Annotated in this window: 23 protein-coding genes; 15 read left to right on the top strand and 8 right to left on the bottom strand. The window is 70.4% G+C overall.

The features are described 5' to 3' along the window. Positions 1 to 762: a potassium channel family protein gene (locus AC31A1_RS12130; protein WP_489653280.1), complete on the top strand. Its 762-nt coding sequence runs from the start codon at positions 1 to 3 to the stop codon at positions 760 to 762. Here AC31A1_RS12130 and AC31A1_RS12125 read toward each other — a convergent pair. Further along, on the bottom strand, positions 745 to 1,032 hold the full coding sequence (locus AC31A1_RS12125; RefSeq protein WP_489653279.1) for a DUF4190 domain-containing protein: 288 nt from the start codon (positions 1,030 to 1,032) through the stop codon (positions 745 to 747). The genes AC31A1_RS12130 and AC31A1_RS12125 overlap by 18 nt on opposite strands. A 453-nt stretch (positions 1,033 to 1,485) precedes the next feature. After that, positions 1,486 to 3,105, bottom strand: a complete 1,620-nt coding sequence (locus tag AC31A1_RS12120; protein WP_489653278.1) for an MFS transporter — start codon at positions 3,103 to 3,105, stop codon at positions 1,486 to 1,488. Between the two features lie 83 nt (positions 3,106 to 3,188). Between AC31A1_RS12120 and AC31A1_RS12115 the strand changes: the two genes are divergently transcribed. From AC31A1_RS12115 to AC31A1_RS12105, 3 genes are all read left to right on the top strand, one after another. After that, complete coding sequence (locus tag AC31A1_RS12115) at positions 3,189 to 3,824, top strand: TetR family transcriptional regulator (protein WP_489653277.1); 636 nt, start codon at positions 3,189 to 3,191, stop codon at positions 3,822 to 3,824. 93 nt (positions 3,825 to 3,917) lie between these two features. After that, positions 3,918 to 5,150, top strand: a complete 1,233-nt coding sequence (locus AC31A1_RS12110; protein WP_489653276.1) for an alpha/beta hydrolase — start codon at positions 3,918 to 3,920, stop codon at positions 5,148 to 5,150. A gap of 58 nt (positions 5,151 to 5,208) precedes the next feature. Next, entirely contained in the window at positions 5,209 to 6,057 is an 849-nt protein-coding gene (locus tag AC31A1_RS12105; protein ID WP_489653289.1) for a DUF4429 domain-containing protein, read from the top strand. A gap of 70 nt (positions 6,058 to 6,127) precedes the next feature. Here the strand turns inward: AC31A1_RS12105 and AC31A1_RS12100 are convergent, their stop codons facing one another. Both AC31A1_RS12100 and AC31A1_RS12095 read right to left on the bottom strand, forming a co-directional pair. After that, entirely contained in the window at positions 6,128 to 7,144 is a 1,017-nt protein-coding gene (locus AC31A1_RS12100; RefSeq protein WP_489653275.1) for an aldo/keto reductase, read from the bottom strand. Continuing rightward, complete coding sequence (locus tag AC31A1_RS12095; protein WP_489653274.1) at positions 7,141 to 7,605, bottom strand: MerR family transcriptional regulator; 465 nt, start codon at positions 7,603 to 7,605, stop codon at positions 7,141 to 7,143. Before AC31A1_RS12095 ends, AC31A1_RS12100 begins: the two co-directional genes overlap by 4 nt. A 97-nt stretch (positions 7,606 to 7,702) precedes the next feature. Between AC31A1_RS12095 and AC31A1_RS12090 the strand changes: the two genes are divergently transcribed. Both AC31A1_RS12090 and AC31A1_RS12085 read left to right on the top strand, forming a co-directional pair. Next, a complete protein-coding gene (locus tag AC31A1_RS12090; RefSeq protein WP_489653273.1) occupies positions 7,703 to 8,170 on the top strand; it encodes a GNAT family N-acetyltransferase in 468 nt (155 codons plus the stop codon). 19 nt (positions 8,171 to 8,189) lie between these two features. Next, a complete protein-coding gene (locus AC31A1_RS12085; RefSeq protein WP_489653272.1) occupies positions 8,190 to 9,020 on the top strand; it encodes a serine hydrolase domain-containing protein in 831 nt (276 codons plus the stop codon). Positions 9,021 to 9,041: 21 nt separating this feature from the next. Here the strand turns inward: AC31A1_RS12085 and AC31A1_RS12080 are convergent, their stop codons facing one another. Further along, positions 9,042 to 9,692, bottom strand: coding sequence for a pirin family protein (locus AC31A1_RS12080; RefSeq protein ID WP_489653288.1), 651 nt, complete (start codon positions 9,690 to 9,692; stop codon positions 9,042 to 9,044). A 73-nt stretch (positions 9,693 to 9,765) separates the two neighbouring features. Between AC31A1_RS12080 and fasR the strand changes: the two genes are divergently transcribed. The 5 genes from fasR to AC31A1_RS12055 all read left to right on the top strand — a co-directional run bounded on the left by fasR (position 9,766) and on the right by AC31A1_RS12055 (position 14,761). Further along, positions 9,766 to 10,971 carry a fatty acid biosynthesis transcriptional regulator FasR gene (fasR, locus tag AC31A1_RS12075; RefSeq protein ID WP_328683584.1) on the top strand — a complete coding sequence of 402 codons (1,206 nt, stop codon included), beginning with the start codon at positions 9,766 to 9,768 and terminating at the stop codon, positions 10,969 to 10,971. Between the two features lie 89 nt (positions 10,972 to 11,060). Continuing rightward, the gene (locus AC31A1_RS12070) at positions 11,061 to 12,005 is read left to right on the top strand and encodes an ACP S-malonyltransferase (RefSeq protein WP_489653271.1); all 945 of its coding nucleotides are present in this window, start codon (positions 11,061 to 11,063) and stop codon (positions 12,003 to 12,005) included. Between the two features lie 18 nt (positions 12,006 to 12,023). Beyond that, positions 12,024 to 13,019: a ketoacyl-ACP synthase III gene (locus tag AC31A1_RS12065; RefSeq protein ID WP_328683582.1), complete on the top strand. Its 996-nt coding sequence runs from the start codon at positions 12,024 to 12,026 to the stop codon at positions 13,017 to 13,019. A gap of 106 nt (positions 13,020 to 13,125) precedes the next feature. Then, positions 13,126 to 13,374, top strand: a complete 249-nt coding sequence (locus tag AC31A1_RS12060; RefSeq protein ID WP_015660680.1) for an acyl carrier protein — start codon at positions 13,126 to 13,128, stop codon at positions 13,372 to 13,374. Positions 13,375 to 13,489: 115 nt separating this feature from the next. Beyond that, on the top strand, positions 13,490 to 14,761 hold the full coding sequence (locus tag AC31A1_RS12055; RefSeq protein ID WP_489653270.1) for a beta-ketoacyl-[acyl-carrier-protein] synthase family protein: 1,272 nt from the start codon (positions 13,490 to 13,492) through the stop codon (positions 14,759 to 14,761). 163 nt (positions 14,762 to 14,924) lie between these two features. On the opposite strand, the gene AC31A1_RS12050 is transcribed toward AC31A1_RS12055, so the two are convergent. Continuing rightward, complete coding sequence (locus AC31A1_RS12050; protein ID WP_393757157.1) at positions 14,925 to 15,419, bottom strand: DUF3145 domain-containing protein; 495 nt, start codon at positions 15,417 to 15,419, stop codon at positions 14,925 to 14,927. Between the two features lie 255 nt (positions 15,420 to 15,674). Between AC31A1_RS12050 and AC31A1_RS12045 the strand changes: the two genes are divergently transcribed. Further along, positions 15,675 to 16,580 (top strand): SGNH/GDSL hydrolase family protein, encoded by a 906-nt coding sequence (locus tag AC31A1_RS12045; protein WP_489653269.1) that lies wholly within the window; start codon positions 15,675 to 15,677, stop codon positions 16,578 to 16,580. 10 nt (positions 16,581 to 16,590) lie between these two features. Continuing rightward, entirely contained in the window at positions 16,591 to 17,571 is a 981-nt protein-coding gene (locus AC31A1_RS12040; RefSeq protein ID WP_489653268.1) for an aldose epimerase family protein, read from the top strand. An 82-nt stretch (positions 17,572 to 17,653) separates the two neighbouring features. On the opposite strand, the gene AC31A1_RS12035 is transcribed toward AC31A1_RS12040, so the two are convergent. Continuing rightward, a complete protein-coding gene (locus tag AC31A1_RS12035) occupies positions 17,654 to 20,122 on the bottom strand; it encodes a beta-glucosidase family protein (protein ID WP_489653267.1) in 2,469 nt (822 codons plus the stop codon). Between the two features lie 107 nt (positions 20,123 to 20,229). On the opposite strand from AC31A1_RS12035, the gene AC31A1_RS12030 reads away from it, so the two are divergent. Next, complete coding sequence (locus AC31A1_RS12030) at positions 20,230 to 20,853, top strand: TetR/AcrR family transcriptional regulator (RefSeq protein ID WP_489653266.1); 624 nt, start codon at positions 20,230 to 20,232, stop codon at positions 20,851 to 20,853. Between the two features lie 36 nt (positions 20,854 to 20,889). Here the strand turns inward: AC31A1_RS12030 and AC31A1_RS12025 are convergent, their stop codons facing one another. Next, a complete protein-coding gene (locus AC31A1_RS12025; RefSeq protein ID WP_489653265.1) occupies positions 20,890 to 21,255 on the bottom strand; it encodes a YrdB family protein in 366 nt (121 codons plus the stop codon). Between the two features lie 175 nt (positions 21,256 to 21,430). Here AC31A1_RS12025 and AC31A1_RS12020 point away from each other — a divergent pair, with 175 nt between their 5' ends. Next, a complete protein-coding gene (locus tag AC31A1_RS12020; protein ID WP_489653264.1) occupies positions 21,431 to 22,684 on the top strand; it encodes a pyroglutamyl-peptidase I in 1,254 nt (417 codons plus the stop codon). Positions 22,685 to 22,756: the final 72 nt, after the last annotated feature.

Below are 22,756 nucleotides of genomic sequence, written 5' to 3'. Positions count from 1 at the left end.
ATGAAGCAACAATCGGCGCAAGCTCGTTGGGAGCAGCTCACCCAACGGCCCCTGCTGGCGCTCGCCGTTGCGTTTGCCGTGGCCTATGCCGTGCCGATCGTGGACACGACCGCCGGGCACCGGCTGACGGCGGTGTGCACGGGGGTCGAGTGGGTGGTGTGGGGGGCGTTCGCCGTCGACTATCTGATGCGGCTCGCGATGTCCCGGGACCGCCGGCGGTTCGTGCGGACGCACTGGATGGACCTGTGCGCGGTGGTGCTGCCGATATTGCAGCCGCTACGGCTCTTGCGCATGGTGTCGACGCTGATACTCGTCGGGCGCCGGGCGCGGATGGCCTCGCAGATCCAGCTCACGACGTATGTCGCCGGCGCGGTCGTCGGGCTGCTGATGTTCGGTTCGCTGGCGGTCCTCTCCGTCGAACGGGACTCACCCAACGGGAACATCCGGACGCTGGGTGACGCCGTGTGGTGGTCCTTCACCACGATGACGACCGTGGGCTACGGCGACCACGCCCCGACCACCGGGCTGGGCCGGATGATCGCCGTAGGGCTGATGCTCTCCGGCATCGCCCTGCTCGGTGTCGTCACCGCGAACATCGCCACGTGGTTCATCGCCCGGTTCGAGAAGGACGACGTGGAGGAGCGGCGCCAGACGCTGGCGATCGAGGCGCTGACGGAGGAGGTGCGGGCGCTGCGGGCGGAGGTGGCGGCACTTTCGGGGGTGCCGAGCCTGGTCAGCCCCGGTTCAGAAGAACGTCCATAGAACCGCCGCCACCGTGTCTATCGCGCCCAGGACCAGGGCCACCAGGGCCATCACCCGGCGCGAGCCCGCCCACCTGCGGCCCATGGCCAGCCAGCCGCAGATCACCGCGATCGGGCCGAGGACGATCCCCAGATTCCCCGCCAGGAAGAAGCCCGCGATCGCGCAGACAAGGCCGACGATGGCGAGGGTCGCGCGGTCCGGCCCGGTCCCTGACCCCATGCGGCCACGTGAGCGGGGGGTCCTGCGCGTTCCGTTGCCGAAGCCTGTCATCGTCAACTCCCTGGGCGGTCACGCCCGTTCGGCAGGTACTCCTACAGTGACCGGATACCCCCGTACACACAAAAAAAGCCTGCTTGCGCGCTGCCCCCCTCCGGCAGCGCGCCGCAGACCAACCCGTCCCCCCTGCCCTGCGGAGGACTTGACTTACTGTGACCTGCGGCGCGTACCGGACGCCAGGAATCTTTAGGGGAGTCACCCTGATAGGCGAAATCGGCCTGGATCAGGGTTAGGACCTGTCCGGCGGATCATGCCGCAGACGCGGGGCCTGGCACGCACTCCCCCACTGCCTTAAAGGCGTGGGGGGACCCCCAGCCGCGTTGTCGTCGGTTGCCAACGCTCCGCGTTGCCGCCCTCCTCCGCCTTGCAGCTGCACGCACCAGACCCCGCTCACCGGCGCTGATCAGATGCCGTTGATCTCCTGCGACCTGATCCGCCGGACAGGCCCTAGATGTGCGCCGCGCCCGCGCCCGCCTCCGCGTTCTCGCCGCGCTTGGTCAGGAGCGCGACGAACACCGCGACCACCGCTACGCCGGCGGCGACGAGGCAGGCGAGGCTCATGCCGGAGATGAACGTGTCGTGGGCGACCTGCGTGATCTTCGCGGCGACCGTCTCCGGGGTGTTCGGGGCGATCGGGGCCACGCCGACCTGGACCGCCTCGGCGGCCGCGTCCAGCTGGGGCTGGGTGAGCTTGGGCAGGCCCGCGTCCGTCCAGTTGCCGGCCAGGTCGTTGTCGACGCGGGAGGCCATGACGGCGCCGAGGACGGCCGTACCGAGGCTGCCGCCGATCTGCATCGCGGCCTGCTGGAGACCGCCGGCGACACCGGAGAGCTCCATGGGCGCGTTGCCCACGATGACCTCGGTCGCGCCGACCATCACCGGGGCGAGGCCGAGGCCCAGCAGGGCGAACCAGATCGACATGACGCCGCTGCCGGTGTTCGAGTCCAGCGTGGACATGCCGAACATGGCGATCGCGGTGGCCGCCATGCCGCCGGCCAGCGGGATGCGCGGGCCGAGCTTGGTGATCGCCGCGCCGGCGAGCGGGGAGCCGACGATCATCATCCCGGTGAGTGGGAGGAGGTGGAGACCGGCGTCGATGGGGCTCATACCGTGCACGTTCTGCAAGTAGAACGTCACGAAGAACAGGCCGCCCATGAAGGCGATCGCCATCAGGACCATCAGGACCACGCCTGCGGACAGCGGGACCGAGCGGAACAGGCCCAGCGGGATGAGGGGTTCCTTCACCCGCTGCTCCCAGAAGGCGAACAGGGCGAAGCCGAGCACGGACACGGCGAGGAACGCCCAGGTGGTGCCGGAGCCCCAGCCCCACGCGGGCGCCTTGATGAGGGCCCAGACCAGGCAGAACATCGCGCCGGAGAGCAGCGCGATACCGAGGATGTCGAAGGAGCGCGGCGCGTTCTGGGCGCGGTGGTCGCGGAGGATCAGCAGGCCGAGGACGAGCGCGACGGCGCCGACCGGCACGTTGATGAAGAACACCGACTGCCAGTTGACGTGCTCGACGAGCACGCCGCCGAGGATCGGGCCGCCCGCGGTGGAGGCGCCGATGACCATGCCCCACAGGCCGATGGCCATGTTGAGCTTCTCGGCCGGGAAGGTGGCCCGCAGCAGGCCGAGCGCGGCCGGCATCAGCAGCGCGCCGAACAGACCCTGGAGCACGCGGAACGTGACGACGAACGCAATGCTGTGCGAGAGGCCGATCGCGCCGGACGCGAGGGCGAAGCCGCTCACGCCGATCAGGAAGGTCTGGCGGTGGCCGAAGCGGTCACCGAGTTTGCCGGCGGTGATGAGGGAGACCGCGAGGGCGAGGAAGTAGCCGTTGGTGATCCACTGGACGTCGGCGAAGCTGGCGCCGAGGTCCTTCTGGATGGCCGGGTTGGCGATGGCGACGATGGTGCCGTCGAGGGCCACCATCATGACGCCGACGGCGACGGTTATGAGGGTGAGCCACGGGTGGCCCCGCAGCCCCGTGGACGGCGCCGGGTCGGACGGGGCGGCTGGTGCCTTGTCCCCCGGCCCCGTCGCGCTGATGGTGGTCTGACTAGTCATACGTGCGAGGCTAATGTCAGCCGCTGACAGTTGACAAACAGGTTCAGATGTCGGCGACTGTCAACAATCGCGAGGAGAACAGCATGGAGACGTTGCGCGAGCGCAAGAAGGCCCGTACGCGGGACGCGCTGCTGCACGCCGCGCTCGAACTGTTCACCACCAAGGGCTACGAACAGACCACCGTCGACGAGATCACCGAGGCCGTCGACGTCTCGCAGCGCACCTTCTTCCGCTACTTCGCGAGCAAGGAGGAGGCCGCGTTCTTCGTGCCCCGGCTCACGGAGACGCACTTCGTGAGCGCCGTCCGCGCCCGCCCGCCGCACGAGGCCCCGCTGGAGGCGCTGCGCCGGGCCGTGCTGGAGAGCTGGGACACCATCAACGAGGCGATCCAGCAGGTCGTACCGCTGGACCTGCACATGCGCACCTACCGCGTGATCGAGTCGACGCCCGCGCTGCTCGCCGCGCATCTGCGGCGCTCGCAGGAGCTGGAGGGGGAGCTGGCGCGGATCATCGCCGTGCGCGAGGGGCTCGACGTGGACGCGGACCCCCGGCCGCGGCTGGTCGTGGCCGTGTTCGGCGGGGTGATGCGGGTGGTCGAGCGAATGTGGATCGCGGGCGACGACCTCAGCATCGAGGCGATGCGGGAGCTGACCGCCGGCTACCTCGACGGGGTGGGACCGGCCCTCGCCGGGAACTGGCGCACGAGCCTCACGAGGTGAGTCGTACTGAGTTTCTCGTCACGTACCACTGAAACGTGATCCCCGTCACTCGGTTAACGCGAGACCCTCTCGTTCTCCTAGTGTGTCCTCCCAGTGACTTCCTTCGACTCCTCCCCCACGCTGAACGCCTGGCGCGCACTGGCCGCGCTGGCCGTGGTGTTCGTGATGCTGGCGACCACCGGCTGGACCGCGGTCCGCAGCCACCCCGGGAAAACGGCGCTCCAGGCCTCCCTCTCCGCGTGGGAGCACGGCCATATGAACGGGCGCGAGCTGCCCGACCCGGACGCCTCCCCGACCCGGCTGGCCAGGTTCTTCGCCTCGCTCACCGCGCAGCAGCGGACGCGTCTCGCGCACCGCTACCCGCTCGCGGTCGGCAACATGAACGGCGCCCCGGTCTCGCTGCGCTACCGCGCCAACCGCGTCGCCCTCGACCAGCAGCGCAAGGTCGAGAAGAAGCGCATGCACGACAACCGCCTCACGCCCCTCGGGCAGCAGGAGGCGGGCCGCCTCATGCACCGCTTCGAGGCGCTGACGGCCGAGGGCCGCCACATCCTGGCCTTCGACCCCGAGGGTTCGGGCCGGATCGCCGAGGTCTTCGGCGACCTGGACACCGCGCAGCGCGTCTCGGTCATCGTGCCCGGCGTCGACACCGACCTGCTCACGTTCCAGAAGACGAGCAAGAACTACTCGGCGCCGGTCGGCATGGCCCAGAACCTGTACGCCGCCGAGAACTCGGCGAAGTCCGCGACCGACACGACCGGCACGCGGACGGCGGTCATCGCCTGGGCCGACTACACCTCCCCCGGCGGCCTCGGCATCGACTCGGCCACCGCGGGACGCGCCGAGGCCGGCGCCGTACGGCTGAACGCGCTGGTGCGGGCGCTGCCCGGGACCTCGCAGGTCGCCCTGTTCTGCCACAGCTACGGCTCGGTGGTGTGCGGTGTCGCCGCGCACGAGCTGCCGGCCCGGGTGACCGACATCGCGGTGGCCGGCAGCCCCGGCATGCGGACCTCGAAGGCCTCCCATCTGCACACGCTCGCGCGGGTGTGGGCGATGCGGGACGCCGACGACTGGATCCAGGACGTGCCGTACATGGAGGTCGGCGGCCTCGGGCACGGCGAGGACCCGGTGTCGAACGCGTTCGGCGCGCGCGTGCTGGCCGCGAAGGACGCGGAGGGCCACACGGGGTACTTCGCGCCCGGCACCGACAGCCTCGCCAACTTCGCCGACATCGGGGTTGGCGCGTACCGCTCGGTGACGTGCGCGCACCAAGGTGACACCTGCCGAGAGGGTTTGTCCGGCACCTCGGCCGCCGGACGCGCGTAGAAACAGCAGGAAGTGCGGTCTGCGCGGGGATGGGACGGAGGAGCGTGTGCCGCCTACGATGAGCCGCATGGGTGACGTACTGGCCGGATTTCATGCCGCCTGGGAGTTCGAGTCCGACTCCGTGGTCATCCGTTACGAACGTGGAATTCGAACACCCAAGCTATTTCAGGCGCTCGGTGAACGCCGGATCCCCTTCGAGGCGATCCAGGCGGTGACGCTCACCCCCGGCCGGCGCGGCACGGTCGTGCTCCACGCGGAACCCCGTTCCGGCGCCGACCCGCTGATGGAGGCGGCCGCGGGTCAGCTGAAGGAGAGCTGCGATCCCTATCGGCTGGTGCTGCCCGCCGAGCGCGAGACGCTCGCCGAGTACTACGCCGACGAGCTGCGTGCGCGGCTGAAGCCGGACGACGGGCCTGCCGAGCGGTTTCTCGTGGCCGCGCCCGAGGTGCCGTTGCGGTTCAAGGCGTACGACGGGAAGGCGTCCTTCGACGGGAAGACCGTGTCGTTCCGGTGGTTCTGGACGGGGGCGTCGTCCGCGAAGTGGAAGGCCGGCGACCAGAGCTTCGCGGTCTCCGACCTGAACGGTGTCGAGTGGCGGTCGCCCGAGGTTTTTGAGGGGCATCTACGGCTGTTGCGCGGGGCCGAGTCGCTTCTGCCTGTTGATCAGGATCCGGCGGCTGTGGTGTTCGGGCTGGGGTATGGGCCTGTGCATGAGTCTCTGCCGTTCGCGGCGGCGGTGCTTGCGGCGGTGCGGTCTGGGCGTCCTGCTGCTGTGATTCCGGCCGCTCGGCGTGATCCTGCGGATGTCGCCGAGCGGATTCGGCATCTGGCGGAGCTGCATCAGGCGGGGTTGGTGACGGATGAGGAGTTCGTCGTGAAGAAGGCCGAGCTGCTGGCAGAACTTTGACCGCGGGCCGGTGGGGGCTGGTCGCGCAGTTCCCCGCGCCCCTAAAGGAGCGCTCCAGTGAAGGGGGTTTCTACTCCCTGCTTGATGATGCGAACGACATGTCCGCGTAGCGGTCGCCTGCCACCTTGTCGGCGATCGGCTCCAGCAAAGTCAGTTCCTCGTCCGTCAGGACAATCGCTGTCGCTGCCGTGTTCTCCTCCACCCGGCCCGGCTTGGTCGTGCCCGGGATGGGGATCACGGGGAGGCCGTGGACCTGGGCGCGTTGTTGGACCCAGGCGAGGGCGATCTGGCCCAGGGAGGCTCCGTGTGCCTCGGCCGCCGCCCGGACCGGGTCCAGGAGCGCGCCGTTGGCGGCCGCGTTCTCGCCGGTGAAGCGGGGCTGCGTGCGGCGGAAGTCGCCCTCTGTCAGGTCCTGGTCGGCGTTCGAGAAGGAGCCGGCGAGGAAGCCCCGGCCGAGCGGTGAGTACGGTACGAGCGCCACGCCCAGGTCCGCGGCGGCGCCGACCAGGCTGATCTCGACGTCGCGGCTGAAGAGCGACCACTCCGACTGCACGGCGGCGATGCGGTGGACGGCGTGGGCTGCCCGCAGTTCCGCGCCGGTGACCTCGCTCAGGCCGAGGTGTTTCACCTTGCCCTCGGCCACCAGTTCCGCCATCGCGCCGACGGTGTCCTCGATGGGGACGGCCGGGTCGCGGCGGTGCATGTAGTAGAGGTCGATGACGTCGATGTCGAGGCGCTTCAGGCTCGCCTCGACCGCCTGGCGGAGGTACGGGCGGTCGTTGCGGATGACGCGCCGGGTGGGCTCGCCGGGCGGGATCGACAGGGCGAACTTGGTGGCGATGACGACCTGGTCGCGGTGCGCCTTGAAGAACGGCGACAGGAACCGCTCGTTCTCCCCCATGCCGTACGCGTCCGCCGTGTCGTACAGGGTCACGCCCAGGTCGAACGCGCGGTCCAGGGCGGCCAGTGACTGCCTCGCGTCCGCGGGGCCGTAGGACGAGTTCATGCCCATGCAGCCGAGCCCCTGGACGCCGACCTCGGGGCCGTTCGCGCCGAGTCGTGCGGTCGGGATCGTGCTGTCGGTCATCCGGCTTTCTCCTTCTCGTATGCGTGGCCGGCCTCGCCGTAGAAGGCGATCTTCCGGTCGAGTACGGCGAGGGTGTCGTGCAGCTCCGCGATCCTGGCCAGGACGTCCCGTCGGGTCGCCTCCAGGAGTTCGAAGCGGTCGCCGTAGGTGTGCTCGCCCTCGCGCACCAGCTCGGCGTAGCGGACCATGTCGGCGACCGGCATGCCGGTCAGGCGGAGCTTGCCGACGAGGTCGAGCCAGTCGAGGTCGCGGTTGCTGTAGCGGCGCTGGCCGGTGTGCGAGCGGTCGATGTGCGGCATCAGCCCGATGCGCTCGTACCAGCGGAGGGTGTGTGCCGTCAGGCCGGTGAAGGCGACGACCTCGCTGATCGTGTAGTTGTCCGCGCCGTCCGGACGCCGCTCGCCCTGCGGCGGGCCCGCGCAGCTGTCGGTACTGGTACCCGTGGTCTCCATCACCGTCATGGCCACCACGCTATGACCTTGGAGTGCACTCGAAGCAAGCGGAACCGGTAAGAAATCGGCAGGACGGGTCGAGGGTGCGGTGGATAGCGTGCGGGACATGAGTCTCGTACGACGGGCAGCCCCCGACGATGCCGCCGAACTGCTGCGACTGCGCCAGGTGATGATCGACGCGCTGCCGAATTCGGACCCCGGTACGGACTGGCACGCGGAGTCCCTGCCGACGCTGCGGGAGCGGCTCGCCTCGGACGAGGACTTCGGGGCCTTCGTCGTCGACCACCCGGAGCGGCCGGGGGCGCTGGCGGCGCTCGTGGTGGGGACGGTCGACTACCGGATCGGGAAGGCGGGGAACCCGCACGGGAAGGCCGGGTTCGTCTTCAGTGTGGCCACCGACCCGGACGCGCGGCGCCGGGGGTACGCGCGCGCCTGCATGGAGGAGCTGCTCCAGTGGTTCCGCGAGCGCGGCGCCGGCCAGGTCCTCCTCACCGCCTCCCCCGACGCCGAGCCGCTCTACGCCTCCCTCGGCTTCACCCGCAAGCCCGACCCCATGATGGGGCTGATGCTCTGAACCACTTAGGCTCGACGGCATGTCGTTGCAGAGCCTCGCGCTGATCGAGAACTGGCCGGTACCGACCGCCGCGGCAGGTGTCGTACGAGCCGACGGGACCGTCCTCGGGACCCACGACCCGGCCGGCCACCGCTTCCCGCTGGCCTCGGTCACCAAGCCGCTCGCGGCGTACGCCGCCCTCGTCGCGTACGAGGAGGGCGCGATCGAGCTGGACGAACCGGCGGGACCGCCCGGCTCCACGGTCCGCCATCTCCTCGCCCACACCTCGGGGCTGGCCTTCGACGAACACCGCGTGACGGCCCCGCCCGGACAGCGCCGCCTGTACTCGAACGCGGGCTTCGAGCAGCTCGGCGACCACCTCGCGAAGGCGACGGAGATCCCGTTCGCGGAGTATCTGCACCAGGCGGTCCTCGCCCCCCTGGGCATGACGTCGACGACGCTGGAAGGCGCCGGCTCCCCGGCGAAGGACGGCGTTTCGACGGTCGAGGATCTCCTGCGGTTCGCCGCCGAGGTCCAGTCCCCCCGCCTCCTCGACCCCCGCACGGTCGCCGAGGCGATGACGGTCCAGTACCCCGGCACCAAGGGCGTCCTCCCCGGCTACGGCCACCAGAACCCCAACGACTGGGGCCTCGGCTTCGAGATCCGCGACTCCAAGTCCCCGCACTGGACGGGGAGTTCGTCGTCCCCGCGCACGTTCGGCCACTTCGGGCAGTCCGGCACGTTCCTGTGGATCGACCCGGCGGCGGGCGTGGGCTGCGTGGCACTGGCGGACCGGGCGTTCGGGGCGTGGGCGGTGGAGGCGTGGCCGCCGTTCACGGACGCGGTACTGGCCGAACTCTCCGGGCACTGACGGGCGTTGGGTCTCCGGGCGCTAGGTCATCTCCCACATCAGCAGCTCGGCCCCGGTGGCCGCCTCCACCGCGAGATCCCGCGCGTCCGTGATCCGCGCCGCATCCCCCGGCCCCAACTTCTCCCCGCCCAGGCTCACTTCACCGCGCACCACATGCACGTACACATGCACCGCGTCCGGTACGGCCGTACGCTCACCCGGCGTGAGCCGTCGCACGTGCAGCATCGCGCCGGCCTCCGGCACCGCGTAGGGCGTGGAGTCGGCGATGCCGTGGACGATCCCGTACGACGGTTCGCCGCCGGGCTCCAGGGGGGCCAGCCACATCTGCACGAAGGTCAGGGGCGAGTCGCTGTCGTTGCGCTCGACGTGCCGGACGCCGGCCGCCGAGCTGAGGCGCTGGACGTCGCCGGGGCGGACATGGGTCAGCTGTCCCGTGGAGTCGCGGTGGCTCAGCTCCCCCTCCACGACCCAGGTGATGATCTCCGTGTGGCTGTGCGGGTGTTCGTCGAACCCGGCGCCGGGCGCGAGCCGTTCCTCGTTGCAGGCGATGATCGCGCCGAACCGGAGGTTGTCCGGGTCGTAGTGCGGCCCGAAGGAGAAGGCATGCCATGACTGGATCCCGGCCTGCGGGTCACCCCCTGGGTAGCGCTCGGCGGAGCGCCGTACGTCCATCACGGGGACCACGGTAGCCCTCGGTCGAGACCCGGCACCGCATACCGCCGTCCGGATAAGGCAGTCTTGTCCCGTGCCCGAACCCGAAACCAGCAGACCCGCAGGCCCCGTGCCCCGTGCCCACTCGCACCCGGCGACTCTGAAGCGGCTGGAGCAGTCGTCCGGGAGTCTCGCCGCCCAGGCCATCGCGCGCATGGACGAGACGCTGCCGTGGTACCGGGCGATGCCACCGGAGAACCGTTCCTGGATCGGGCTGGTCGCTCAGGCCGGTATCGCCGCGTTCACCGAGTGGTTCCGGCATCCGGACGCGCCGCAGGCCATCTCCACCGACGTGTTCGGCACCGCGCCCCGCGAACTGACCCGCGCCATCACTCTCCGCCAGACCGTCGAGATGGTGCGGACGACCATCGAGGTCATGGAGTCCGCGATCGACGAAGTGGCCGCGCCCGGCGACGAGTCCGTGCTGCGCGAGGCGCTCCTCGTGTACGCCCGGGAGATCGCCTTCGCCACCGCCCAGGTGTACGCGCAGGCCGCCGAGGCACGCGGCGCGTGGGACGCCCGGCTGGAGTCCCTCGTCGTGAACGCCGTGCTGAGCGGGGAAGCGGATGAGGGGGCGGTCAGCAGGGCCGCCGCGCTGGGGTGGAACTCGCCCGAGCATGTGTGTGTCGTCCTCGGTACCGCGCCCGACGGCGACAGTGAGCTGACCGTCGAGGCGATTCGGCGGGCCGCGCGGCACGCCAAGCTCCAGGTGCTCACCGGAGTGCTCGGGGACCGGCTCGTCGTCATCGCCGGCGGGAGCGACAATCCGCTCGCCGTCGCCAAGTCGCTGATCGGGCCTTATGCGGCCGGACCCGTCGTGGCCGGGCCCATCGTGCCCGATCTGCTCGCCGCCACCCGGTCCGCGCAGGCCGCCGCCGCCGGGCTCAAGGCGTGCTCCGCCTGGCAGGACGCCCCGCGCCCGGTACTGGCGGACGATCTGCTTCCGGAACGCGCGATGGCCGGTGACCCCGGCGCCCGGGACCAGTTGGTGGAGGAGATCTACAGACCGCTGGAGGAGGCCGGGTCCGCGCTCCTGGAGACGCTCAGTGTCTATCTGGAGCAGGCGAGTAGCCTCGAAGGTGCCGCGCGGATGCTGTTCGTCCATCCCAACACCGTGCGCTACCGGCTTCGACGTGTGACTGACGTCACCGGCTGGTCGCCGTCGGATGTACGGTCGGCGTTCACGCTGCGGATCGCGCTGATCCTGGGACGTCTGGCCGATGGAGATCCCCAGAACTAGCCTTTTGTCGGGGCCCCACAAAACCCCTTCCCGTTCTTCGTCCCTGTCCCCACGGGCGGCCGTGCCCGTCCCCAAGAGAGAGTGTGAGAGTGCTCGTACTCGTCGCTCCCGGCCAGGGCGCCCAGACGCCCGGCTTCCTGACTCCCTGGCTCGACCTCCCCGGTGTCGAGGACCGTCTGCGTGCCCTCTCGGCCGCCGCCGGCCTCGACCTGGTGCACTACGGCACGGACGCCGACGCGGACGAGATCCGTGACACCGCCGTCGCCCAGCCGCTGCTCGTCGCCGCCGGACTGGTCTCCGCGGCCGCTCTCGGTGCCGTGTCGCCGGGTGCTGTCGCCGGTCACAGCGTCGGCGAGATCACCGCCGCCGTCCTCGCGGGTGTCCTGGACGACACGGCCGCCCTGGCCCTCGTACGCAAGCGTGGTCTGGCGATGGCCGAGGCCGCCGCGATCACCCCGACCGGGATGTCCGCGCTGCTCGGCGGCGACCCGGACACCACGGTCGCGCACCTGGAGAAGCTGGGCCTGACCCCGGCGAACGTGAACGGCGCGGGCCAGATCGTGGCCGCCGGCACGCTGGAGCAGCTCGCCGCCCTGGAGGCCGACAAGCCCGAGGGCGTGCGACGGGTCGTGGCGCTCAAGGTGGCCGGCGCGTTCCACACGCGGCACATGGGCCCGGCGGTCGACACGCTCGCCAAGGCCGCGCAGGAACTGACGCCCGGCGACCCGACGATCACGTACGTCTCGAACAAGGACGGCAAGGCCGTCGCCACCGGTGCCGAGGTGCTGGAGCGGCTGGTCGGCCAGGTCGCCAACCCGGTCCGCTGGGACCTGTGCATGGAGACCTTCAAGGAGCTCGGCGTCACCGCGCTCCTGGAGGTGTGCCCCGGCGGCACCCTGACCGGCCTCGCCAAGCGCGCCCTGCCCGGCGTGAAGACGCTGGCCCTGAAGACCCCGGACGACCTCGACGCGGCCCGCGAGTTCATCGCCACTGCGGCCAGTTCTGCTGCTGACGCAGCGGGCGCCAACGCCTGAAGAAGGAGCCGTACGAACATGTCGAAGATCAAGCCGAGCAAGGGCGCACCGTACGCGCGCATCCTCGGCGTGGGCGGTTACCGTCCGGTCCGTGTCGTCCCGAACGAGGTGATCCTGGAGACGATCGACTCGTCCGACGAGTGGATCCGCTCCCGTTCGGGCATCGAGACGCGGCACTGGGCGAACGACGAGGAGACCGTCGCCGCGATGTCCATCGAGGCGTCAGGCAAGGCGATCGCGGACGCGGGGATCACCGCCGAGCAGATCGGCGGCGTGATCGTGTCCACGGTCTCGCACTTCAAGCAGACCCCGGCCGTGGCGACGGAGATCGCCGACAAGCTGGGCACGAACAAGGCCGCCGCGTTCGACATCTCGGCGGGCTGCGCGGGCTTCGGCTACGGCCTGACCCTCGCCAAGGGCATGGTCGTCGAGGGCAGCGCGGAGTACGTGCTCGTCATCGGCGTGGAGCGGCTGTCCGACCTGACCGACCTGGAGGACCGCGCGACGGCCTTCCTGTTCGGTGACGGCGCGGGCGCGGTCGTGGTCGGCCCCGCCAAGGAGCCGATGATCGGTCCGACCGTGTGGGGTTCGGAGGGCGACAAGTCCGACACCATCAAGCAGACCGTGCCGTGGACCGAGTACGACAGCACGGGCAAGTTCCCTGCGATCACGCAGGAGGGCCAGGCGGTGTTCCGCTGGGCCGTGTTCGAGATGGCGAAGGTCGCCCAGCAGGCGCTGGACGCGGCCGGGATCACCCCGGACGAACTGGATGTCTTCATTCCCCACCAGGCCAACGAGCGGATCATCGACTCGATGGTGAAGACGCTGAAACTGCCGGAGCACGTCACGGTCGCGCGTGACGTACGCACCACCGGCAACACCTCGGCCGCCTCGATTCCGCTCGCTATGGAGCGGCTTCTGGCGACCGGCGAGGCCAAGAGCGGCGACACCGCGCTCGTCATCGGCTTCGGGGCGGGTCTCGTGTACGCCGCGACGGTCGTTACCCTCCCCTAGGCACTCCGTGCCGGATCATCATCGGATCCGGTACGGCTGTACTCACCTGCCGCTGCCGCGGCGGGCACCGCCACACCCTCTGGATCACAAAGAAGGAGCGCCTGACATGGCCGCCACTCAGGAAGAGATCGTCGCCGGTCTCGCCGACATCGTGAACGAGATCGCCGGCATCCCGGTTGAGGACGTCCAGCTGGACAAGTCCTTCACCGACGACCTGGACGTCGACTCGCTGTCCATGGTCGAGGTCGTCGTCGCCGCCGAAGAGCGCTTCGACGTCAAGATCCCCGACGAGGACGTCAAGAACCTCAAGACGGTCGGCGACGCGACCGATTACATCCTCAAGCACCAGGCCTGAGCCACCTCTTAGGCCCGGACCAGCAGGTCCGAGCCGCCCCATAGGCCCGGCTGCATGGCCCCGCCACCCGGCGGTGGCGCCGCTTAATCCTCGTACCGTTGGAGAAAGAATTCCCGTGAGCCCGACCAATCGCACCGTGGTCGTCACCGGTATCGGCGCAACCACACCGCTGGGTGGCGACGCAGCCTCGACCTGGGAAGGCATGATCGCCGGCAAGTCCGGTGTGAAGCCCCTGGAGCAGGAGTGGGCCGCCGAGCAGGCCGTCCGTATCGCCGCGCCGGCCGCTGTCGACCCCTCTGAGGTCATCCCGCGCCCGCAGGCCCGCCGCCTGGACCGCTCGGCGCAGTTCGCGCTGATCGCGGCCAAGGAGGCCTGGGCCGACGCCGGTTTCACCGACAAGGCCGGCGAGGACCCGGCGGTCGACCCCGACCGTCTGGGCACCGTCATCGCCTCCGGCATCGGCGGTGTGACGACCCTGCTCGACCAGTACGACGTGCTGAAGGAGAAGGGCGTCCGCCGCGTCTCCCCGCACACCGTCCCCATGCTGATGCCGAACGGCCCGTCCGCCAACGTGGGTCTGCTCGTGGGCGCCCGCGCGGGCGTGCACACGCCGGTCTCCGCGTGCGCCTCCGGCGCCGAGGCCATCGGCTACGCCATCGAGATGATCCGCACCGGCCGCGCCGACGTCGTCGTCGCGGGTGGCACGGAGGCGGCGATCCACCCGCTGCCCATCGCCGCGTTCGGCAACATGATGGCGATGTCCAAGAACAACGACGACCCGCAGGGCGCCTCGCGTCCCTACGACACCGGCCGCGACGGCTTCGTCCTCGGCGAGGGCGCGGGCGTTCTCGTCCTGGAGTCCGCCGAGCACGCGGCGAAGCGCGGTGCCCGGGTGTACGCCGAGGCGGTCGGGCAGGGCATCTCCGCCGACGGCCACGACATCGTGCAGCCGGAGCCGGAGGGGCGTGGGATCTCCCACGCCCTGCAGAACCTGATGGACAACACCGACCTCGCCGCGGCGGAGATCGTGCACGTGAACGCGCACGCGACGTCGACGCCGGCGGGTGACGTGGCCGAACTCAAGGCGTTGCGCAAGGTGTTCGGTGACGACGCGGACCACATGGCTGTCTCGGCCACGAAGTCGATGACCGGGCATCTGCTGGGTGGTGCGGGGGGTGTCGAGTCGGTCGCCACCGTGCTCGCGCTGTACAACCGGATCGCGCCGCCGACCATCAATGTCGAGAACCTCGACCCTGAGGCTGAGGCCAACGCGGATGTTGTTCGTGGGGAGGCTCGGAAGCTTCCTGTTGAGGGGCGGATCGCTGCTCTGAACGACTCGTTCGGGTTTGGTGGGCACAACGTGGTGTTGGCGTTCCGGACGGTCTGAGGTCTTTGCTGAACGGTGTGTGGCCCGCCCCCTGGGTTTTGGGGAGCGGGCCACATGTCGTTTGTCGGCTTACGGCCGGTGGGGGCTGGTCGCGCCCGCGCGGCGGAGCCGCATATAGATACAGCCCCGCGCCCCTAAAAGCAGCGCCCCTGACCGGCGATTTTCAGACCACCTGGTGTAGCCAGCGGACCGGGGCGCCCTCGCCTGCGTATCTGAAGGGCTCCAGTTCGTCGTCCCAGGGCTTGCCCAGGAGCTTGGCGATCTCTGCTTCCAGGTCTGTTTCGCCCTGCTGAGATCTCGTCAGGGCTGCGCGTAGGCGGTCCTCCGGGATGAGGATGTCGCCGTGGATGCCGGTTACGGCGTGGAAGATGCCCAGTTCGGGGGTGCAGCTGTAGCGCTCGCCCTCGGCGGTGGGGTTGGGCTCGGCGGTTACCTCGAAGCGGAGGAGGTGCCAGCCGCGGAGGGCGGAGGCGAGTTTGGAGGCCGTGCCCGCCTCGGCCTGCCAGGAGAATTCGGAGCGCCAGGTTCCGGGGGCGGCGGGCTGTCGGATCCAGTCGAGGCTGACGCGTGTGCCGAGCACCCCGGCGACGGCCCACTCGACGTGCGGGCACAGCGCGCGCGGCGCGGAGTGCACGTACAGAACTCCACGTGTCGTCACCGGGACCTCCGGACAGAGCGGGGCATCTTGCTGGCTGGCGAACGGCGGCGGCAGGGCAGCCACGTTGAGGGCGAGGCTACCGTGCGGCGGCGCGCGGAGTGTGACGTACCGTCCCTCCCGGTGCCAGGAAACGCCGCCATTCACCCATGGGGACGCTTGTACGGGGGTGTGCCGTTGCATCGCGCGCATTCGGGAACCCTCGCGCGTTGTCATGAGAGGGGATCGCTACACGACATCAAGGGGCTGGGCCAGGGCATGCGAAACCGACGTCACCGTTCACGGGCCGTGCTCGCCGTCGTGGCGGCGACCGTCCTGGGAGCCGCCGGCTGCGACTCCGGCGGAGGTGGCTCCGCCGGCGCGCACAGCAAGAGTGGTACGGCGGCCAAGGCGAAGCCCTCCCCCGCCCCGCTGTGGGACAGCAGCCCGTCCTCGGTCGCGGCGGTCGGTGACTCCATCACCCGCGGTTTCGACGCCTGTTCGGTCCTGTCGGACTGTCCTGAGGTGTCCTGGGCGACGGGCAGCTCGGCCTCGGTCGACAGTCTCGCCGTACGGCTGCTGGGGAAGGCGGGCGCGGCCACGCGCAGCTGGAACTACGCGGAGACCGGGGCGCGGATGGCCGACCTGCCCGCGCAGATCGGTCAGGCGGCGGCCCGCAAGCCGCAGTTGGTCACGGTGATGGTGGGGGCCAATGACGCCTGCGCGGCTTCTACCTCGGCCATGACCTCCGTCGCGGACTTCCGCGCCGACTTCGAGACCTCGCTGAGGACGCTGCGCCGGGCGCTGCCGAAGACGCAGGTCTACGTCGCGAGCGTGCCGAATCTCAAGCGGCTCTGGTCGCAGGGGCGGACGAACCCGCTGGGCAAGGAGGTCTGGAAGCTGGGCATCTGCCCCTCGATGCTGGCCGACGCGGACGCCCTGGACTCGGCGGCGACCGAGCGGCGCGACACCGTGCTGGACCGGGTGGAGGCGTACAACAAGGTGCTTGAGCAGGTGTGCGCGACGGACGAGCGGTGCCGGTTCGACGGGGGCGCGGTCTACGACTACCGCTTCGGCACCGACCAGTTGAGCCACTGGGACTGGTTCCACCCGAGCACGGACGGCCAGGCGCGGCTCGCCGAGATCGCCTACCGTCACGTCACCGCGCGTACACCCGTGACCTAGGGTTTCCCTCATGAGCGAACTTTTCGGCACCCTTCCCGACGGCACTCCCGTGCACCGCTGGACGCTGGAGCGGGCCGGTGTGCGGGTGCGGGTGCTGTCGTACGGCGGGATCGTGCAGTCGGTGGAGGTGCCGGACCGGGACGGGCACGCGGCGGACGTGGTGCTCGGGTTCGCGGATCTGGACGGGTATCTCGCTCATCCCGAGCCGTATCTCGGTTCTCTGGTGGGGCGGTACGCGAACCGGATCGCGGGCGGCCGTTTCCCGCTGGAGGGTGTCACGTACTCGCTGGCGCGGAACAACGCGCCCAACTCCCTGCACGGCGGCGAGCGCGGCTTCGACAAGCGGGTGTGGGACGTCGAGCCCATCGAGCACGGGCTGCGGCTCAGCCGGGTCAGCGCGCACGGCGAGGAGGGCTTCCCGGGGCGCCTCGACGTCACGGCGACGTACACGCTGGACGAGTCGGGCGCACTGCGGTTCGGGTACGAGGCGACGACGGACGCGCCGACCGTCGTGAACCTCACGAACCACAGCTACTTCGACCTGAGCGGCGCAGGCAGCACGGGCGGCGCGGGCGGTCATGAACTCCGGCTCGCCGCCTCGCGGTTCACGCCGGTCGACGCCGATCTGATCCCGACCGGTGCGCTCGACGACGTGGCGGGCACGCGCTTCGACTTCCGTGAGTCTCGGAAGGTCGGTACCGGCTACGACCACAACTTCGTGCTCGACAAGGGCCTGACCCCGGTGCCGGTCGAGATCGCCGAGCTGCACGACCCGGCGTCCGGGCGGGTGTTGACGGTGGCGACGACCGAGCCCGGCATCCAGCTCTACACCGGTGACCACCTCGCCGACCCGTACGCCCCGGGCGCCGGGATCGCCCTGGAGACCCAGCACTTCCCGGACTCCCCGAACCGCCCCGAGTTCCCGAGCACGGAACTGCGCCCGGGCGACACCTACCGCTCGGAGACGGTATACGGTTTCGCGGCCCGCTGAGTCGGGTGCCCGGGCAAGAATGAGCCCCGGTCCAGGGGTCAGGTCCCGGACCGGGGCTGTCTGAGGAGGACGGTGTCCCGGGTCAGACGTTAATCGTCGTCGCGACCCTGCGGTCGGTGATCGAGCGCCCGGCCTGGATCTCGTACGAACCCTTTACAAATGCCCACGCGTTCGCCGTCTCATCCCAGATCTCGAAAGATCGGCGCGGAAGTTCGACGACGACGTCGGCACTCTCGCCGGGCCCGGCCTCGACCCCGGCGAATCCGGCCAGCCAGCGGGCGGGACGCTCCGGGTCGGCGTCGGTGTCGGTGTTGGTTCCGGCGGGGGCGAGATAGACCTGGACGACCTCACGGCCGTGCCGGGTACCGGAGTTGGTGATCCGGACGGTCACCCTCGTGCCCTCCGCCTCGATCGATTCATAGCTCCAGTCCGTGTAGCCGAGGCCGTGCCCGAAGGGGTACGACGGGGTGCGGCCCTGCTTCTCCCAGGCGCGGTAGCCGATGAACACGCCCTCGGCGTACGGGAGTTCGCCGTTCTCCGGGACGACCTGGGTGACCGGGGCGTCGGCGAGGGAGCCCCAGGTGGTGGGGAGCCGGCCGCCGGGTTCATGGGTGCCGGTAAGGACGTCGGCGAGGGCGGCGCCGCCCTCCTGGCCGGGGAACCAGCCGAGCAGTACGGCGGCGACCTCGTCCCGCCAGGGCAGTTCGACCGGGGAGCCGGAGTTGACGATCACGACGGTGTTCGGGTTGGCGGCGGCGACGGCGTGCACCAAGTCGTCCTGGTGGCCGGGGAGTTGGAGATCCGTCCGGTCGTAGCCCTCCGACTCGACGCGTTCGGTGGTGGCGACCACGACGACGGCGGTGTCGGCGGCGCGGGCCAACTCGACGGCCTCGGCGATGAGTTCGTCCGGGTCGCGCTGCGGTTCCTGGTGGACGAGTGTGAAGCCGATGACCTTGAGGTCGCGGTTCTCGGAGAAGCTCACGACGTAGGTCAGGGACACCTCGACCGGCGTGCCGGCGGTGAGGTCGACGCGGGCGCGGGGTTCGGGGGCGCCGAAGAAGGAGCTGAACGGGTCGTCCTTGAGCGGGCGTTGGACGTCGTCGTAGTACGTCGTGCCGTCGACGGTGAGGGTGAAGGCGCCGAGGCCCTTGATGCCGAAGGTGTGCTGCCCGGTGTCGCGCGGGGTGAAGGTGCCGGCGAGTTCGACGGTGTGGAGGGTGTCGTGGGTGACGCCCTCGGGGAGGTCGGCGCCCATCCACCGGAGCTGTCCGCTGGGCGCGGAGGCGGTGCCGATGACGTGGCCCGCCGCGTCCCGGCAGATGGCGCGCAGCTCGAACCCCTTGTCGGCGTCGGCGAGTTCGGTGTTCGGGTCGGCGCCGACGGCGTAGGTGAGGGTGCCTTCGGGGAGGGCGGCGGTGAGGCCGTCCAGCGGGGAGACGACGTGGGGCGGGAAGACGATGGCGGAGCCGCCGCCGAGGACGCGGGCGTCGCGGGCGGCGGCGCCGAGGAGCGCGACGGTGCCGTTCGGCTTCAGCGGGAGGGCGTCGTTCTCGTTCCGGACGAGGACGAAGGAGCGGCGGGCGATCTCGCGGGCGAGTGCCTCGCCGTCTACGGGGGACGGGAGTTGGGCTTCGGGGACGACGGGTTCGGCGCCGTCCAGGATGCCGACGCGGGCGGCGAGCCGCAGCACGTTCCGTACGGCGGTGTCGACGGCGGCCTCCTCGACCTCGCCGTCGCGCACGGCCCGGGCGAGAGCCTCGCCGTAGACGGTCTTCGGGCCGGGCATCGCGACGTCGAGGCCGCCCTCGATGGTGCCGGCGGTGGAGCGGGCGGCGGTCCAGTCGGAGACGTTGAAGCCGTCGAAGCCCCATTCGCCGCGCAGGATCTCGTTCACCAGGTAGCGGTGCTCGGTCATCGTCGTGCCGTTGACCGTGTTGTAGGCGGTCATGATGCCCCACGGGTGGGCGTTCTCGACGATGAGCTCGAAGGGGGCCAAGTACAGCTCACGCAGGGTGCGTTGGGAGATCAGGTTGTTCACGGTGAAGCGGTCGGTCTCGGCGTCGTTGGCGACGAAGTGCTTGACGGTGGTGCCGACGCCGCCGGACTGGACTCCCTCGACGTACCCGGCGCCGATCCGTCCGGTGAGGTACGGGTCCTCGCTGTACGCCTCGAAGTGCCGGCCGCCGAGCGGGGAGCGGTGGAGGTTGACGGTCGGGGCGAGCAGGACGTGCACACCCTTGCGGCGGGCCTCCTGGGCGAGCAACACGCCCGCGCGGTGGGCGAGTTCGGGGTCCCAGGTGGCGGCGAGAGCGGTGGGGGACGGCAGCGCGACGGAGGGGTCGTCGGCGGTCCAGCGCACACCGCGGACGCCGATCGGGCCGTCGGACATGACCAGGGACGTCAGGCCGATCTCCGGGAGCGCGGGCAGCGACCACATGTCCTGCCCGGCGAGCAGCCGCGCCTTGGCATCCAGGTCGAGCTTGCCGAGGGCCGCCTCGACGACTGCCTCGACTGCTCCGACCGCTTCAACTGCCTTACGGGGTCCCGCCATCCCGGTGCCTCCTCGCTGAGTCCGTGTGGTGCCGTGCCTCCATCGTGCATCCGTTGCCTGTAGAGCGGTAGGTTTCGTAACCTTGCTGTTATGTGAACGGTCGCCGGGTGTCGTACGGTGACGCCATGAACGCCACGAACTCCAGGACCCGGCGCGAGGAACGACGCGCCGAGATCGTGCGGGCGGCCCTGGAGGTGATCGCCGAGCGCGGCTACCGGGGCGCGAGCCTGGCGGCGGTGGCGGAGCGCGTCGGCCTGACCCAGCAGGGGCTGCTGCACTACTTCCCCACGAAGGACGCGCTGCTCGTCGCCGTCCTGGAGGAACGGGACCAGTGGGACGCCGTACCGGACAGCCGGTGGCGCGTCGACCTGCTGGCCTCCCTGGTCGAGTACAACGCGATGCGGCCCGGCATCATCCAGACCTTCTCCGCGCTGCTCGGCGAGAGCGTCACGGAGGGGCATCCGGCGCGGGACTACTTCAGCGAGCGGTACGTCCGGGTGCGGGCAAACATGGCGGGGGTCCTGCGCGCCGAGTACGGCGACCGCCTGCCGAACGGCCTGACGCCCGAGCGGGCGGCTCCGCTGCTGGTGGCGGTGATGGACGGATTGCAGTACCAGTGGCTGCTGGATCCGGAGTCAGTGGACATGCCGGGGGCGTTCAGGGACTTCCTGGCGCTGCTGGGCGAGGAGGCGCAGAGGGGCGAGGGGGCGCAGGAGGGCAAGGAGGCGTAGGAGGGTCTGCCGGCTTCCGCTCGGTCAACTCCCGCGCTACTGCCGCCAGATGACGGCCAGCGTCTTGCTCACCACGCACACGAGGGCGAAGACGAGGGCCCAGTCATAAGCCCCGGCGAGGACCAGCGCGGCAACTCCGGCCCCGAACCACACCACCTCGAACCCGACCCGGCCGGCGCCCCGCACCTTGTACTTGGCCTTGGGTGACCCGCACAACCCCCACAACACGGCCAGCACGACGGGCCCGCCGACACCGAGCAGCCAGGTCAGTGGCGTGGCGACATCCCGCGTGAACCCCCAGTAGCCGACGGCGACGAGGGCGCCGACCTCGATGGCGAAGAGGACGCCGAGGTTCACCACCTTGGCCGTGTCCGCGGTCTTCGCTGCCTTCGCTGTCGTCATGGGCGGCAGTATCGCCCACGTCGTCGCCGAGTGGCGTTGGTGCCGGTGCTGGAGGAGGAGGCGAGGCGGATCGGGGCGTCCGGCACACCCGTGGCGTAGACCACTCCCGTCACGCGATACTGCGGCCGTCCGGCACCGCACCGCACCCCACTGCGAACGGAAGGCCTCAACCACCTTGAACGTCATACGAGTTCGGACCAGCATCCTCGGACTGGCCCTGCTGGCCGGTTTCTCCGCCCCCAGTACCGGGGCGGCAGCCGACACCGCCCTGTCCCCCACCGTCGAGGAGCAGCGGCTCGACAAGGAAGTCCCCCAGGAGATCCTTGAGCACTCCGGATTCGACACCGTGGCCCCGGAGTTCACCCACGCACTCGAAGGCGCGCACAGCTACGCGCAGGCCCGGCGCATCGTCGTACGCGAGGGAACCGCGCTGTGGCAGCGGGCCGTTGACCGGGCTCAGGGGCGGGGGCCCGCCGGTGGGGATCTGAGTCGGGATGATGACCGGCCGTTGTACTGGGCCCGGTTGGGGATGACTCGGGAAGTGCGGGAGTGGGAGCCCGGGTTCGGGATTTCGGAGGGGCAACGGGCCGCTCTGCTGGGGCAGTTGGAAGCGACCTCGCGGGGGCAGAGCAGCATCCGGTATCCCCGGGAGAAGGGGATCAAGCGGATTCTCGTCACCGGGTTCGACCCGTTCACGCTCGACGCGGACATCCGGATCTCCAATCCGTCCGGGGCCACCGCGCTCGCTCTCGACGGCACGGTGATCCGGACCGCGGACGGGCCGGCGCGGATCGAGACGGCCATGTTCCCCGTGCGGTGGGCCGACTTCGCGGACGGGACCGTGGAGCGGGCGTTGCGGCCGTATCTGCCGAAGGTGGATCTGTTCACGACCGTGAGTCAGGGACGGGTGGGCCGCTTCGACGTCGAGCGGACCAACGGGGCCTGGCGGGGCGGGTATCCGGACAACGACAACGTGTCGAAGACCGGGACCGTGCCTGTCGCCGACCCGGCCTCGCAGCCCCAGTGGACGTCGACGACCCTGCCGTACCAGGCGATTGTGGCCGCCGACACCGGGCGGTTCCCCGTGTACGACCACACTGAGGTGACCGAGATTCCGGCGGGCGCGACCGATCCCGTCGTACGGCCGGACGGGCCCACCGCGGGGTCCACGGCCCGTTCCGGGGGCGGTGGCAACTATCTCTCCAACGAGATCGCCTACCGGGCGACGCTGCTACGGGACCGGCTCGGGCTGCACGATTCGCTGCCGGGCGGGCATATCCACACGCCGGTACTGCGGTTCGGGGCGGGGAACACGGACCCGGCGACCGGGACGATCACCGATCCGGAGTTCGTGCGGAACCGGGTGGACATCATCGCGCAGGTGGAGGCCATGGTGACGGTGGCGATGGACGCGGCAGCCGGTTCATAGAGTCGTAGAAGACGATTCGCCCTCGTCCTCCGCGCCCTCCCCCTCGGTCTCCTCCCCCAGCAGCTCCCGCGC

Source organism: Streptomyces sp. P5F9 (assembly GCF_057961495.1).
Note: the sequence above shows the minus strand (reverse complement) of the source record. Positions and strands in the feature narration are given on the sequence as shown.